Origin of the sequence: Paeniroseomonas aquatica (assembly GCF_030409335.1) — a bacterium.
GTDB classification, from domain to species: Bacteria; Pseudomonadota; Alphaproteobacteria; order Acetobacterales; family Acetobacteraceae; genus Belnapia; species Belnapia aquatica.
The window spans coordinates 100,085-112,855 of sequence record NZ_JAUFPN010000107.1 but is presented as its reverse complement, the minus strand read 5'-3'; the positions used below and the strand labels follow the sequence as shown (position 1 = coordinate 112,855).

The window sequence follows — 12,771 nt, the reverse complement described above, 5'->3', positions numbered from 1 at the left end:
GACGGGTCACCCCTATCTCAGGCGGACATCTGGTCTAGCATCTCACAGCAGCGCCGCGGTAGTGCAGTCGTGCGGGCGGACAGAACGAGGGTCAAATGACACGCACTGCAGTCGCCTTGGCCCAACCGGCTGCCGCGGTTCCTCCAGCGGAACAACCGGCAGCTCGCTCCCCTGCCGAGATGCGAGTTAGCCGTCAGGCGTCAGCCGATTGCATCTTGCGATTACTTCAAGCGAAGCCGCGGCTCGGCATGTCGGACGAAGGTGGTGCGGTGTCGGACAGGCAATGGTGCTACAAGTATGGCAAGCCCGCCGCGTGACGTGGCCGTTGCTGGTTGTCGTCTGGCTCTGCTGGGGTCTCAGCTATCCCTTCATGGCCTGGACGCTGGAGGCGGTGGATTTGATCACCGCCAGGCTGCTTGCCAATGCAGGCGCCGGGACCCTCCTTTTGCTGCTGTGCCTGCGTTCCCCGGGCCGCCGCATCCTGCCGCATCGCGAGGAGTGGCGCGGCGTCTTCGTGCTCAGCCTGCTGATCATGGTGATCTTCCCCTTCGCGCTGATCGCCGGGGTGATGCTGGTCGGACCGGGGCAGGCTGCCATCCTAAACTACACCATGCCGCTCTGGGCTTCGCTGCTCGCGGTGCCGGTGCTGGGAGAGCGACTGGACCGCCGTACTCTGATGGCACTCGGCCTCGGGCTTGCGTCCGTTCTGCTGGTGCTGACCGGCACCATGGGGCCTGAGGGCCCGAGCGGTCTCGGCGTAACGCTGGGTCTGGTGGCGGGCGCCACCTTCGGCGCTGGCACGGTGCTCAGCAAGAAGCTTCGCTTCCGCAGCCCCGTGCTGCTGATCACGGCCTGGCAGCTGCTGCTGGGAACGCCACTGGCCTTTGTGGTGTGGCTGCTGCTGTACGACCATACATACCTGCACCCGGATGCGGGGCGCGGACTGTTCGGCCTGTTCTACATGATCATTTTCGCCAATGCCCTCGCCTATGCCGCGTGGTTCCCCGTGGTGGGGCGGCTGAAGGCCAGCGTCGCCAGCCTGTCGCTGCTGGTGGTGCCCTGCCTCGGCGTCGCCAGCAGCGCGGTGCTCGTGCAGCGCGCGATCGGCCCCTTTGACGTGGCGGCCCTGGTCTGCGTGCTGGGCGCAATCGCTTTGGTAGTCCGGCGGCCCGTAGCACCACTGGCCGCGGAGGAGACGCGTCGGCAGGCCGGCTGAGCGGCGCGAGTAGGACAGATGGACGCAGGAGTGCTGTCGGGGTCAACGCAGGTGGTCTGTCAGGGCTTTGCGAGGGGCAAAATCTTGGGGGGGGGTGGAGACGCTAATCTGCTCACAACTTCGACCGGCAGGCGGTCGACACACTGAATAATCGGCCGGCGCTACGTACGAAAATCGTGCATTTTCAACGCGATAAAGCTTGAGGGTTAAACCGAGCTACCCTCAAGGTCCGGAGAGTCTCCGGCATTTCGGAGAGAAAATCCGGCCTTGTTCCGAGATCAAACCGTCAAGGTCGTGGCTGAAAACGGCCGGAGACCTGCGCCTCAGCGCAGTGTTCTGATCGGGAGAGACAGGTTGTGGCGAAACCGACTGGAGCAGCGGTGGGAACCGGAATCCAACCTTCTCTGGGAGACAGCAGCGGCGGCTGCGCCACGGCTTGGCCGCACTACTGCGGTTGAACCGCCGCCGACGCGGCTCAGGCGCTACGAGCGGGAGCCGCGTTGCAGATACACCAGTTCAGTAGCAGCTCCTCTCCGTCGCAGTCGGTTCCTTGCTGGTGGACGCCTGGAGATCGGCGAAATTACTTAGCAACCGAGGCGTCACTAGATCCCGCTGGCTCAACAGTGCCTCTGCGCTGCAACCAAAGTGCGCCTGACCAGCATAGAATCGCCCAGGCGGAGCCGACACACCACCCAGCAAGAACGTCGGTCGGGTAATGCACCCCGAGATAGAGGCGACTGAGTCCGACCATCACGGTCAAGAACACGGCGAGGCCCATAAAATAGACCTTCACCCGGCCGTCGATGGTCAAGCGCGTCAACAGGGCGCCGATCGTCAGGAAGGTGACGGCTGATAACGTCGCATGCCCGCTGGGAAAGCTGGCCGTGAACACGCGAGCGGTGTGAACGATGTCAGGCCGAGGCCGGTCGAATCCCAGCTTTAGAAGCGTACTCACCATCGCACCCCCAAGCACGGCGACCGCCATCAGCAGCGCGGCGCCTCGCTTCTGGATTAGCATCAGGTAGCCGACGACGGCTGCCAGCACAAAGCCAAGAAAGACGAAACTGCCAAGCGCAGTCACGTCTCGACCCATTTCCTCGAACCAAGGTGGACCAATGGGGTCAGCGGGGTTGCCTGCCGCCCGCAGGGCCAGAATCACGGCGCTGTCAAACGCCGAGGTGTCCCCTTCGAGAACCTCCTCGGCCAGCATCCCAAAGCCCAGGAGTAGGGCCGCCACGACCAAGAAGGCGACCAGGAGGCCTACCTCCCTGCGGCCCAGGCGTGAGGTGAGCGATGCGGGAAGCCGTGCCACGCTGCGCATCATTGTGGCACCTTCGAAGCAACGCGTGATCTGGCAGTTTGGAGTACATTGACCAGCAGGATCGCGGCGCAGCCCAGAAACAGCGCAGCGCCGGCGGCGGCAAGGAACATCTGAGGGAGAATAAACCTGGCCAGCCCCACAGCAGCGCACCACAGCACTAAGGCCAGGGCGAGCGAGCCGTCGTCTACGAAGAGGCTGACAATCTCGGCCCCTATTGCGCGAATTGCCCTCATCAACCTGCCTCCATCATGGTCGCCCGGGATGGTTGCGCCCCGAGCCGGATGCCCAGCAGGGCGACGACGAGCAACCCGCCCGCGATGCCGACCAGAGCGAGGTCGTGGCCCGGCCATTCGATGCCCATGCCCTCGCCGGTCCAAAAGATCCCGAAGGCCTAGATGAGCACGCCCACGGCGAACTTCAGCGTGTTCTCGGGCACGCGCGCCAGCGGCTTATGTATCGCGACCGCGGCCGTGGTCACGAGCAGCGCTGCTGCCAAGGCGCCGAGAGCGGCCGGGCCGATCAGTGCGGGGCTGCCGGCGGCGACGGCCAGCACCAGGAAGGCGACCTCGACCCCCTCCAGCAGCACGCCCTTAAAGGCCGTGGCCATGGCGATGGGATCGACGCCCCAGCGTTGGGTGGTCTGCGCGAGCTTCAGGTTCGCGGTCTCGCTCTTGAAGATCGCATCTTCATCGTGGAGCGGGATGATGCCGGCGCCGCGCAAGATGGCCTTGCGCAGCCAGCGCATTCCGAACAGCAGGAGTAGGATGCCGACGAAGAGCTGCAGCGCCTGTTCCGGCAATTGCAAGAGCGCGGGGCCGAGTGCGAACACCAGCACGACCAGCGCCGCGAGCGCCAGGCCGGTGCCCACGAAGGCCGGTTTCCAGCCGCGCACGGTGCCGACGGCCAGCATGATGGTCGCCGCCTCGACGCATTCGACGAGCGAGGTGAGGAAGGCGGCGGAGACGGTGGGCGCGAGTTCGATCCAGGTCATGGCTTGCGGTTCCTGTGTTGATGGGCGAGGCGGTGCTGGGTGAGCGGTCCTGGAACGGGATGCCCGCCTCGACGGCACGGCGATCGAGACCGATATCCAGCAGCAGGCGGTCATCCATTGCGGCAAGCCGCCACCGGTCGGCCGCATAGCGCGCGGCCTTGGCCATGGGGCTCTCATCAGGCTGGCGCGGCCGTGGCCAACGCCACAGCGACTGCTGCGCATGGGACGTCGCCGTGCCTCGGAGGGCTGTGAGCACGATGCGGCACGGTGCGTCAGCCGACATCGTGGCGGGCCCCTGTGATCGAAGTGCGCAGGCCGTTGAGCCGATCCAGCGACGCCAGCGCCCGCGGACTGTCGGTCGCGGCGAGACCCAGGATCATCGCCTCGAGCGCAACCAGGGTCGCACCATGCAGCGCGATCCGGCGGCCGCGTGCGCGCCGGGCCGGCACTACGACGTCGGCGTGGCGGGCGAGCGAGCGGTCCAAGCTGTCCGTAACTAGCACGATTGGCAGGGCCAAGCGCTTCGCGTCGGCGAACAGCGCCACGACTTCGCGGTAGGCATGGCCGTACGCCAGGACCAGCAGCGCATCGCCCGGCCCGAGGTCGAGCATCTGGTCCGCCAGCGCGATGCCGCTGGCATCCAGCGCGCGGGCCGTGCGGCCGGCGCGCATCAGCAGCGTGGTGACGTAGCGCGCTAGCGCCCCGGAGGGGCCTATGCCGAACACCAGCACGCGGCGCGCGGGATGCAGGGTGGCCACGGCGGCGCGCAGCGTGGCGCGGGCTTCGGGCGTGGCCAGCGCCTCGACCGCTTCGCGCTGTGCCTCGATGGCGAAGTCCACGGCCCGGCCAGCCTCCTCGCCGCTTTCCGCCAGGGTGTGGCGCATCGCCTCGGCGGGGCTGGCAGGGCTGGCACTCAGCGCCGCAGCCAGCGCGCGCTTCAAATCCGGCAATCCGGCAAACCCCATCGCCCGGACGCTGCGCACGACCGTGGCGTCCGATGTGCCTGCGCGCGTGGCCAGTTCGGCGGCCGACAGCGAGAGCGCCAGAGGGCGGTTATCAGCCACGAAGCGCGCAACGCGTCGGGCGGCGGGCGAAAGGCTGGGCAAGGACGCCCCCAGTTGGTCGCCGAAGGGATCGGGGGATGTTGCATCGAAGGTAGGCTTTGAAATGGCTACTCTCTCGGGTCAGTCGCATATACAACATATCTTCTATTGTTGTAGTGAATGCGTCGCAACCCAGCCTGCAGTGCTGGCCGATCCGCAAAAATGCGACCGCTGGGCGTCCTCCCTTCACGTCGCCGAACGCTTTTGTCCAAAGCCCTGGAATAGACCCTCGTCTGCGGCATCTCACCTTCATCCCGTGTCGCGCCAGGCCGGGGCGATAACTCGCAGGAGCATCCGATTGACCCAAAACCCCACCATCGCCACGTCACGGCGCGATGTCCTGACGCTGGCCGCCGGCATGACCGTTGCGGCGGGGGCGATGGCGGCATCAACCGCCCAGGCGCAGCCCGCGCCAGGCCCCGCGGCCCCTGCCACCGCTCCAACCTCGGGCGACGGCGTCTGGATCTGCTGCGAGGACAGCAACACGCTTGTCGTCATCGATCCGGTCCGCCTCGTCGTGCAGACAACGGTGAACCTCACCTCCTTCGACGAGGATTCCCGCCCTCCCTTCCGCTTCGTGACGGGCGGCGTGATGCCGACGCATGGCGCCATGGTACAGAAGCCGCTCTATCACGGCGCCATCTCGATCCATGGCGCGGTGCCCAACCCCGATTCCACCCTGGTCGCCACTACTGGGCGCGGCACCAGCAACCTGTATTTGATCGACACCGCCACCCGCCGCGTCGTCGGCAACCGGCCCAACCCCCAGGCCTCCGCGCAAACCAATCCCGAACGCCTGACCAGCGGCGTCTTCCTGGGGCGCGAGCCGCATGAGCCCACCTTCACCCGCAACGGGCGGGAGCTTTGGGTCACGGTGCGCGGTGAGGACCGCATCGCGGTGCTCGACGTTCAGAAGGCTCGCGAGGAAAGTGCAGGCGGCCGTCCCGGCCAGGCCATCCGTGGCTTCGTCGATACTCTGCCCGGCCCGGCGCATGCGTGGTTCTCGGCCGATGGCCGCCGCGCCGCGGTGATCAGCCAGAAATCCTCGTTGATCGATCTACTCGATGTCAGCTACGACGCGGAAGGCTTCAGCACCGCACGACGCGCGACACAGATAGACATCAGCGCACAGGACCGGTTCGGCTTCAGCCCTTTCCTGAAGCTCAGCCCGGATGGGCGGGAATTCTGGATCAGCCACAAGCTGGCGGATTCGTTGTCCGTGCTGCCGGCCGATGGCCGGGCCATCGCAGAGACCATCCCGCTTGGTGCCCTGGCGCGACCCAACCATGTCGAGTTCGTCGAGAACGCCCAGGGCCGGGCGGTCTATGCCAGCCTGGCGCGCATCGATGACGGCGCGGGGCCGGGCGGCGGCGCATCCTCCAAGCTCGCCATCATCGACCGCTCCGCGCCGCTCGGGCAGCGCCGGGTGGTGGGCGAGATCGCGACCGGTGGGCGGGAGGCGCATGGGCTGTGGCTCGACCCAGCCGGCACGCGGTTGTTCGTGGCGCATGAGCAGGATGAGCTGCAGGGCACGCCTGGCGCCGGGCAGACGCTCTGCACGGTGCTCGACGTGACGGATCCGTTCCGGCCGCGCTTCGTCGATCGGGTGATGCTGGGCGATCTGGCACTGCCATCGGGCGGGCTGCGGAACAAGAAGGGCATCAACCTCGTCTTCATCCGGCCCGGTGCCAGAAGCGTCACGGCATGACCGGGGTGGTGCATGCGCATCACGGGCCGATGGGCGAAACGCCCCAGGACGATCCCTTCGCGCATGCCATGGCAGCGGCGATGGAGCGCATGATGGCCGCGATGCAGGCAACCCCACCCAGCGGCCATCCCGACCAGGATTTCCTGGCCATGATGGTGCCGCATCATGAAGGGGCGATTGAGATGGCCCGACTGGTGCTGGTGCATGGCCGCGACCCTCTGACGCGCCAGCTCGCCGAGGAGATCCTGGCTGGGCAAACCATCGAGGTCGCGGCGATGCAGGCGCGTTTCGCGGCATTGCGCAGCCCGACCGAGGAGTATCCCACCCTGGGTGGCACGCGCGGCGGCGGCCCCCGGCGGTGATGGGGGGCGGCGAGCCCGCGATGGCGGCACTGATCGAGCCGCATATCCCGGCGCTGCGCCGCTTCGCTTGGGCCCTGCTGCGCGACACCACCGCCGCCGATGACCTGGTGCAGGATTGCCTGGAGCGGGCTATCGCGCGCTGGCACCTCCGCCGACAGGACGCTGATGCGAAGGCCTGGCTTTTCGCCATCCTGCACAATCTGTTTCGCATGGGGCGGCGCAGCGCATCCCGCCGCGGCCAGGCCATGCCACTGGACGAGGAGGGCTGGATGGTCGCCGACCCCACTGCGGAGCACGTGGCCGAGCATCGGCTGATCTGGCGCGATGCGCTGCTCGCCCTCGATGCCCTGGCCGAGGAACAGCGCGTGGTGCTTTTGCTGGTGGGCGTCGAGGATTTTTCCTACGAGGCCGCGGCCCAACTCACCGGCGTGCCGGTCGGCACGGTGATGTCGCGGTTGTCGCGCGGGCGGGAAAGATTGCGCCGGCTCATTGCGGGAGATAGCGCCCCCGATACAGGCAAGCCTCAACTGAGGAGAGTGAAGTGACAGTGAATGGCGACCCGCTGCCGGTGGGCGAGGATGATCTGCAAGGCTGGCTCGATGGTCACCTGGGCCAGGAGAGACACGCGCGGGTCGAGGCGTGGCTCGCCGAAAATGCGGATACCGCAACCCGGTTCCGCGCCATGGCCACGCAGCGCCAGGCCCTGCGCAGCTCGCTGGGCGAACGGTATGCGGCGCCGGTTCCGGCGCGTCTGCGCGTCGCCCATCTGCTGACCGCGCGGCGTCAGTCCCGTCTGCACGGCTTACACCGGATAGCGGCCGTGGCGGCCTGGCTGCTGATCGGCGGAGTGGCGGGCTGGGCGGGGCATGGGCTGGTGCCGCAAGGCGCCACGGCGATGCGACCGATGGTGGCCGAGGCGCTGTCGGCGCATCGTGTGTTCGCGGCCGACGCGGCGCGGCCGGTCGAGGTCGCCGCGGCGCAGGAAGCGCAGCTGGTGGGCTGGCTGTCGAACCGGCTGGGCCGGCCGCTGGTGGCGCCCGACCTGGCGCCGCTTGGCTACAGTTTGCTGGGCGGGCGGCTGCTTGCGGGCGCGGCCGGGGACCCGGCGGCGCAGCTGATGTATGCCGGCCCTGGCGCCGAACGACTGACGGTGTACCTCCGCGCCGATCGGGCCGGTGGCGCAGGCACCGAGTTTCGTTTCGCCGAGATGCCGGCGCAGGGAGTCACCGCCTTCTGGTGGGTGGACAGGGGCTTCGGCTTCGCCGTCGCCGCAGAGGGGCTAGAGCGTGTGATGTTGCAACGCGTTGCCGAAAGCGTGCACCGGCAGGTGGCCCGGTCCCAGGCGTTGTGACCAGCAAGGCGTGTCTGCCGAAGAAAGCCGAAACAGGAGGAAGTCCATGACAATGTTCAACCGTCGCCACGCGCTGCATCTGGCCGCCGGGCTAGGTCTTGCCGGCGTCGCCACGGCCCGAGCGCAGACCATCACGCTGCCCTTCGCCAATGGCGAGCGGCCATTGGTGCAATACCCGCAAAAGCGACCGCTGATCCGTCTGACGTCCCGACCGCCTCAGCTTGAAACGCCATTCTCGGTGTTCGGCGAGGGCGTCATCACGCCGAATGATGCGTTCTTCGTGCGTTACCATCTCTCCGGCAACGTGCCGCCGCAGGACCTCGATCCTGAGACCTACCGCCTGGCGGTCACGGGCCGGGTGACGCGGCCACTCTCCCTATCGCTCGCAGAGATCAAGGCGCTGCCGGCCACGGAGGTGGTCGCGGTGCATCAATGCTCGGGCAATAGCCGCGGCTTTTCCGAACCCCGCGTCGGCGGTGGCCAGGCTGCCCACGGGTTGATGGGCAATGCCCTCTGGCGCGGCGTGACGCTGAAATCGGTGCTGGAACGCGCCGGCATCGCCTCTGGCGCGGTCGAAGTCAGCTTCAACGGGCTCGATGAACCCCCCGCACCCGACACGCCGGATTTCACCAAATCGCTGCGCCTGGATCACGCCACCGATGGCCAGGTTATGCTGGCCTGGGCGATGAATGGCGCGGATCTGCCAGTGCTGAACGGCTATCCGCTGCGGCTCGTCGTTCCGGGCTATTTCGGCACCTACTGGGTCAAGCACCTGCATGAGATCACCGTGCTCGACAAGCCATCTGATAGCTTCTGGATGGCTTCGGCCTATCGCGTTCCCGACAATGACTGCGCCTGCGTTCCGGCCGGCGCCCCGGCGGGACCTACGCGGCCGATCGGCAAGTTCAATATCCGCAGCTTCATCACTGCGCCGGCCGAGGCTGGCCGCGTGGCGGCGGGACGGCCGGTAACCGTCACCGGCATCGCCTTCGATGGCGGCACAGGCATCGCCAAGGTCGAGGTTTCCGCCGATGGCGGGAGGAGGTGGGTGGATGCGCGGCTGGAGACGGCGCTGAGCCGCTATTCCTTTCGCCGTTTCGCGGTGGAGGTCACCTTGCCGGCTGGCGTGCACGGGCTGATGGCGCGAGCCACCAGCACCGCGGGCGAAACCCAACCGATGGAGGCGCGCTGGAACCCGGCCGGCTACATGCGGAACGTGGTGGAAACCGTGACCGTGACGGCGGCCTAAGGGAGATGGACATGCGAAACATCATCATCACGCCCATGCTGGCGGGCGCCGTGGCGTTCGGCCTGATGTCGGCCGTGGATGCCCGTCCAGTCCAGTACGACCTCCCCGAGGAGACCGCCGAACTTGCCCCGGGGCCAGGCCTCGACGTGGTGCAGGGCAATTGCGGCGCATGCCATTCGGCCGATTACATCACGACGCAGCCACGCAATTTCCGTGATCCGGCGGCGTTTTGGCAGGCCGAGGTGACCAAGATGCGTCACGTCTATGGCGCGCCGATCGACGAATCGGATGTGCCGGCGATCGTCGCCTATCTCGCGGCGACTTACGGTCGGTAGAGGGCCGCGGCACCCGGTGCGGAGAGCGGGTGCTGTCCACTATTCACATCCGAGGAAGAGGCATTGGCGATGCTCAGGTTCATCCTTTTGACGTGCCTCGCAGTCACGGCCGCCATCCCAGCTCGCGCCGACGACATGATCGCGGTGCGAAGCGGCCGGCCAGTGACCGAGACTCTCGACCGGCTGCAGGCGGTGGTCATCGCCGGCGGGTTCTTCCTCGTCGGCCGGGTGCGGCATTCCGAGGCGGCGATGGGCGTGGGTCTGAGCCTGCGCCCCACCGAACTGATGATCTTCGGAAGGCCCCAGGGCGGCACGCCGATCATGGTGTGCAATCAGCGTGCGGGCATCGACCTGCCGCTCAGGGCCCTGGCCTGGCAGGATGAAGCTGGGCAGGTGTGGTTGGGCATGATCGACCCCCAATCGTTGAAGCCGCGCTGGGACCTGCCGGCCGCCTGCGATGCGCCGCTCGCGGCGATGGAGGCAGGGGTGCGGCGGTTCCTGGCCGAAGCAACCGCGCCATAGCGTCGGTCACATTCATCGCAGCACCCAGCGGATCAGCAGCGCCACTGCGCCGACAGCGGCCACCCCGGCCAGCCACAGCGCCGCGAACCACAAGGCACGGATGAGCGCGGGCGGCATCAGTGGTAGCCTGCCCCATGCTCGACCTTGCCGCGAAACAGCCAGTACACGTATCCCGTGTAGCCGAGTATCACCGGCAGCAGGATGGCCGCACCCACCAGCAGGAAGCGCTGCGAGGAGGGTGCGGCCGCGGCATCCCACAGGGTGACGCCAGGCGGCACGATATACGGCCAGAGGCTGAAGCCCAGGCCGAGATAGCTGAGCAGAAACAGCGTCAGGGCCAGCAGCAGCGGCGTGATGTCGCGCGGCGCCGGACCTCCGACGGGTGCCGCATCATGCCGGGACAGGCGCAGCAGCGAGAGGCGAAAACGCCACGCCGCCAGCACGGTCAGCACCGGCACTGGGGCCGCGATCAGCAGCCCTGGATAGCCCAGCCAACGCGTCCTGAACCCGGCCTGCGATACCAGCATCCAAAGGCTCACCACGCCGATGCAGGCCAGCAGGCCGCAGCCCAGGATGAACGCCAGCCGGCGGGCGGTCTCCGCCAGCGGGCCAGTGGCCTTCCAGATCAGCCAGCAGGCGCCCAGCAGCCCGTAGCCGACCAGCAGCGATAGGCCGGTGAAGACCGAGAACAGCGTCAGCCAATCCCACCAGCCGCCGGCATAGGCGCCGTGCTCGACCCTGATGCCCTGCACCAGCGCGCCCAGCGCGATGCCCTGGCAGAAGGTGGCAACCACGCTGCCCCAGGCGAAGGCGCGGTCCCACCACGCTCGAGCGCGGTTGGAATGGGTGCGGAAGCGCATCTCGAAGGACACGCCGCGGCCGATCAGCGCCAGCAGCATGCTGATCAGCGGCATGTAGAGCGCCGGCAGGATCGTTGCATAGGCCAGTGGAAAGGCGGCGAACAGGCCCGCGCCCCCGAACACCAGCCAGGTCTCGTTGCCATCCCAGATCGGGGCAATGGAGTTCACCATCACGTCGCGGTCGGCCTGCGCGCGGAACCAGGGGAACAGGATGCCCAGGCCGAGGTCGAAGCCATCCATGCAGACATAGAAGAACACCGCGGCCGCGATGATCACCGCCCAGATGACAGGCAGCCAGGACAGGGTTTCCGTCGTCATGGCCGGGCCTCATGCAGGGTGGCGGTGGTGTCCCCGGTGGTGGGATCCTGCCCGGCCACGGTGCCGGCGGTGCGGATGGGCTCCGCGGGGGATGGCCCGGCCTCGGCCGCATGCGGCGCCGTCGCCATCAAGTGGAGCACGGTCCACACACCGGCGCCGAAGACGACGAAGTAGGTGACGATGAAGGCCAGCAGGGAGGTCGCCACCGCAGGTGCGACGATGGGGGCCACGCTGTCCGCCGTGCGCAGCAGGCCATAGGCGGTGAAGGGCTGGCGCCCGGTCTCGGTGGTGATCCAGCCGGCGATGACCGCGACCAGCCCGGACGGCCCCATGACCACGACGGCGCGCTGAAACCAGCGCGCGCCATACATCTGGCCGCGCCAGCGCAGCCACAGCGAGATGGCGCCCACCAGCAGCATCAGGCTGCCCAGGCCGACCATCACGCGAAACGCCCAGAACACCAGAGGCACGTTGGTGGGACGCGCACCAGGGGCGAAGTCGCGCAAGCCCGGCGTCGCGCCATTCCATTCATGGGTCAGCACCAGGGCGCTGAGATGCGGGATGGAAAGCGCGTAGCGGGTGGTTTCCGTGGCCGCATCCGGCAGGCCGAACAGGATCAACGGCGCGCCGCTCTGCCCCTCCCAATGGCCTTCCATCGCTGCGACCTTCTGCGGTTGATGCGCCAGGGTGTTGAGGCCCTGCGCGTCGCCCAGGCCGATCTGCACGGGCGCCACCACGGCGGCCATCCACATCGCCATCGAGAACATCAGCCGTGCGCGCGGATTGGCCGCGTCGCGCAGCAGATGCCAGGCGGCGACCGCGCCCACGATGAAGGCGGTCGTGAGATAGGCGGCGGTGACGGTATGCGCGAGGCGATAGGGGAAGGAGGGGTTGAAGACGATCGCCCACCAATCCTCCGGCATGAAGCGGCCATCGGGCGCCACGCTGTAGCCGGCCGGCGTGTGCATCCATGAATTGGCCGAGAGAATCCAGAAGGCCGAGAGCAGGGTGCCTGATGCCACCAGGCAGGTGGCCGCGAAATGCAGCCGCGGGCCGACCTTCTTCAGGCCGAACAGCATGACGCCTAGGAAGCCGGCTTCCAGGAAAAATGCCGAGAGCACCTCATAGGCCATCAATGGACCGAGGATATTGCCGGTGCGCACCGCGAACACCGACCAATTGGTACCGAACTGGTAGGACATCACCACGCCGGAGACGACGCCCATGGCGAAGACGATGGCAAAGATCTTCAGCCAGTATTGGAACACATCCAGATAGACCGCCCGCCCGGTCCACAGCCAGAGCCCTTCCAGCACCGCCAAGTAGCTGGCCAGGCCGATGGTGAAGGCCGGAAAGATGAAGTGGAAGGTGACGGTGAAGGCGAATTGCAGGCGGGCGAGGTCGAGCGCGCTCGGAAGGTCAGACCATGACATGG

At 67.4% G+C, this 12,771-nt stretch carries 15 protein-coding genes; 8 read left to right on the top strand and 7 right to left on the bottom strand.

Annotated elements, in window-relative coordinates:
* Positions 1-325: 325 nt before the first annotated feature.
* Positions 326-1,216: a DMT family transporter gene (locus QWZ14_RS09660; protein WP_290316431.1), complete on the top strand. Its 891-nt coding sequence runs from the start codon at positions 326-328 to the stop codon at positions 1,214-1,216.
* Positions 1,217-1,796: 580 nt separating this feature from the next.
* Here QWZ14_RS09660 and QWZ14_RS09655 read toward each other — a convergent pair.
* The 5 genes from QWZ14_RS09655 to QWZ14_RS09635 all read right to left on the bottom strand — a co-directional run bounded on the left by QWZ14_RS09655 (position 1,797) and on the right by QWZ14_RS09635 (position 4,634).
* Positions 1,797-2,540, bottom strand: a complete 744-nt coding sequence (locus QWZ14_RS09655) for a phosphatase PAP2 family protein (protein ID WP_290316430.1) — start codon at positions 2,538-2,540, stop codon at positions 1,797-1,799.
* Positions 2,537-2,770: a hypothetical protein gene (locus QWZ14_RS09650; RefSeq protein WP_290316429.1), complete on the bottom strand. Its 234-nt coding sequence runs from the start codon at positions 2,768-2,770 to the stop codon at positions 2,537-2,539. Before QWZ14_RS09650 ends, QWZ14_RS09655 begins: the two co-directional genes overlap by 4 nt.
* A complete protein-coding gene (locus QWZ14_RS09645; RefSeq protein ID WP_290316428.1) occupies positions 2,770-2,898 on the bottom strand; it encodes a hypothetical protein in 129 nt (42 codons plus the stop codon). The genes QWZ14_RS09650 and QWZ14_RS09645 overlap by 1 nt, the downstream gene beginning before the upstream one ends.
* Positions 2,899-2,928: 30 nt before the next feature.
* A complete protein-coding gene (locus QWZ14_RS09640) occupies positions 2,929-3,528 on the bottom strand; it encodes a TMEM165/GDT1 family protein (protein WP_290316427.1) in 600 nt (199 codons plus the stop codon).
* A 272-nt stretch (positions 3,529-3,800) separates the two neighbouring features.
* Entirely contained in the window at positions 3,801-4,634 is an 834-nt protein-coding gene (locus QWZ14_RS09635; RefSeq protein ID WP_290316426.1) for a MurR/RpiR family transcriptional regulator, read from the bottom strand.
* Positions 4,635-4,887: 253 nt separating this feature from the next.
* Here QWZ14_RS09635 and QWZ14_RS09630 point away from each other — a divergent pair, with 253 nt between their 5' ends.
* The 7 genes from QWZ14_RS09630 (at position 4,888) to QWZ14_RS09600 (ending at position 10,158) form a co-directional block, all read left to right on the top strand.
* On the top strand, positions 4,888-6,339 hold the full coding sequence (locus tag QWZ14_RS09630; protein ID WP_290316425.1) for a YncE family protein: 1,452 nt from the start codon (positions 4,888-4,890) through the stop codon (positions 6,337-6,339).
* Positions 6,336-6,701 (top strand): DUF305 domain-containing protein, encoded by a 366-nt coding sequence (locus QWZ14_RS09625; protein ID WP_290316424.1) that lies wholly within the window; start codon positions 6,336-6,338, stop codon positions 6,699-6,701. The genes QWZ14_RS09630 and QWZ14_RS09625 overlap by 4 nt, the downstream gene beginning before the upstream one ends.
* A 20-nt stretch (positions 6,702-6,721) precedes the next feature.
* Positions 6,722-7,246, top strand: a complete 525-nt coding sequence (locus tag QWZ14_RS09620; protein ID WP_290316423.1) for an RNA polymerase sigma factor — start codon at positions 6,722-6,724, stop codon at positions 7,244-7,246.
* Positions 7,243-8,052: an anti-sigma factor family protein gene (locus tag QWZ14_RS09615; RefSeq protein ID WP_290316422.1), complete on the top strand. Its 810-nt coding sequence runs from the start codon at positions 7,243-7,245 to the stop codon at positions 8,050-8,052. Before QWZ14_RS09620 ends, QWZ14_RS09615 begins: the two co-directional genes overlap by 4 nt.
* 46 nt (positions 8,053-8,098) lie before the next feature.
* Positions 8,099-9,301: a SorA family sulfite dehydrogenase catalytic subunit gene (gene sorA, locus QWZ14_RS09610; RefSeq protein ID WP_290316421.1), complete on the top strand. Its 1,203-nt coding sequence runs from the start codon at positions 8,099-8,101 to the stop codon at positions 9,299-9,301.
* A gap of 11 nt (positions 9,302-9,312) precedes the next feature.
* Positions 9,313-9,636 carry a SorB family sulfite dehydrogenase c-type cytochrome subunit gene (sorB, locus tag QWZ14_RS09605; protein WP_290316420.1) on the top strand — a complete coding sequence of 108 codons (324 nt, stop codon included), beginning with the start codon at positions 9,313-9,315 and terminating at the stop codon, positions 9,634-9,636.
* 69 nt (positions 9,637-9,705) lie between these two features.
* Positions 9,706-10,158: a DUF302 domain-containing protein gene (locus QWZ14_RS09600; RefSeq protein WP_290316435.1), complete on the top strand. Its 453-nt coding sequence runs from the start codon at positions 9,706-9,708 to the stop codon at positions 10,156-10,158.
* Between the two features lie 116 nt (positions 10,159-10,274).
* Here the strand turns inward: QWZ14_RS09600 and cydB are convergent, their stop codons facing one another.
* Positions 10,275-11,336, bottom strand: a complete 1,062-nt coding sequence (gene cydB, locus QWZ14_RS09595; protein ID WP_290316419.1) for a cytochrome d ubiquinol oxidase subunit II — start codon at positions 11,334-11,336, stop codon at positions 10,275-10,277.
* Entirely contained in the window at positions 11,333-12,769 is a 1,437-nt protein-coding gene (locus QWZ14_RS09590; protein ID WP_290316418.1) for a cytochrome ubiquinol oxidase subunit I, read from the bottom strand. The genes cydB and QWZ14_RS09590 overlap by 4 nt, the downstream gene beginning before the upstream one ends.
* Between the last annotated feature and the right edge of the window lie 2 nt (positions 12,770-12,771).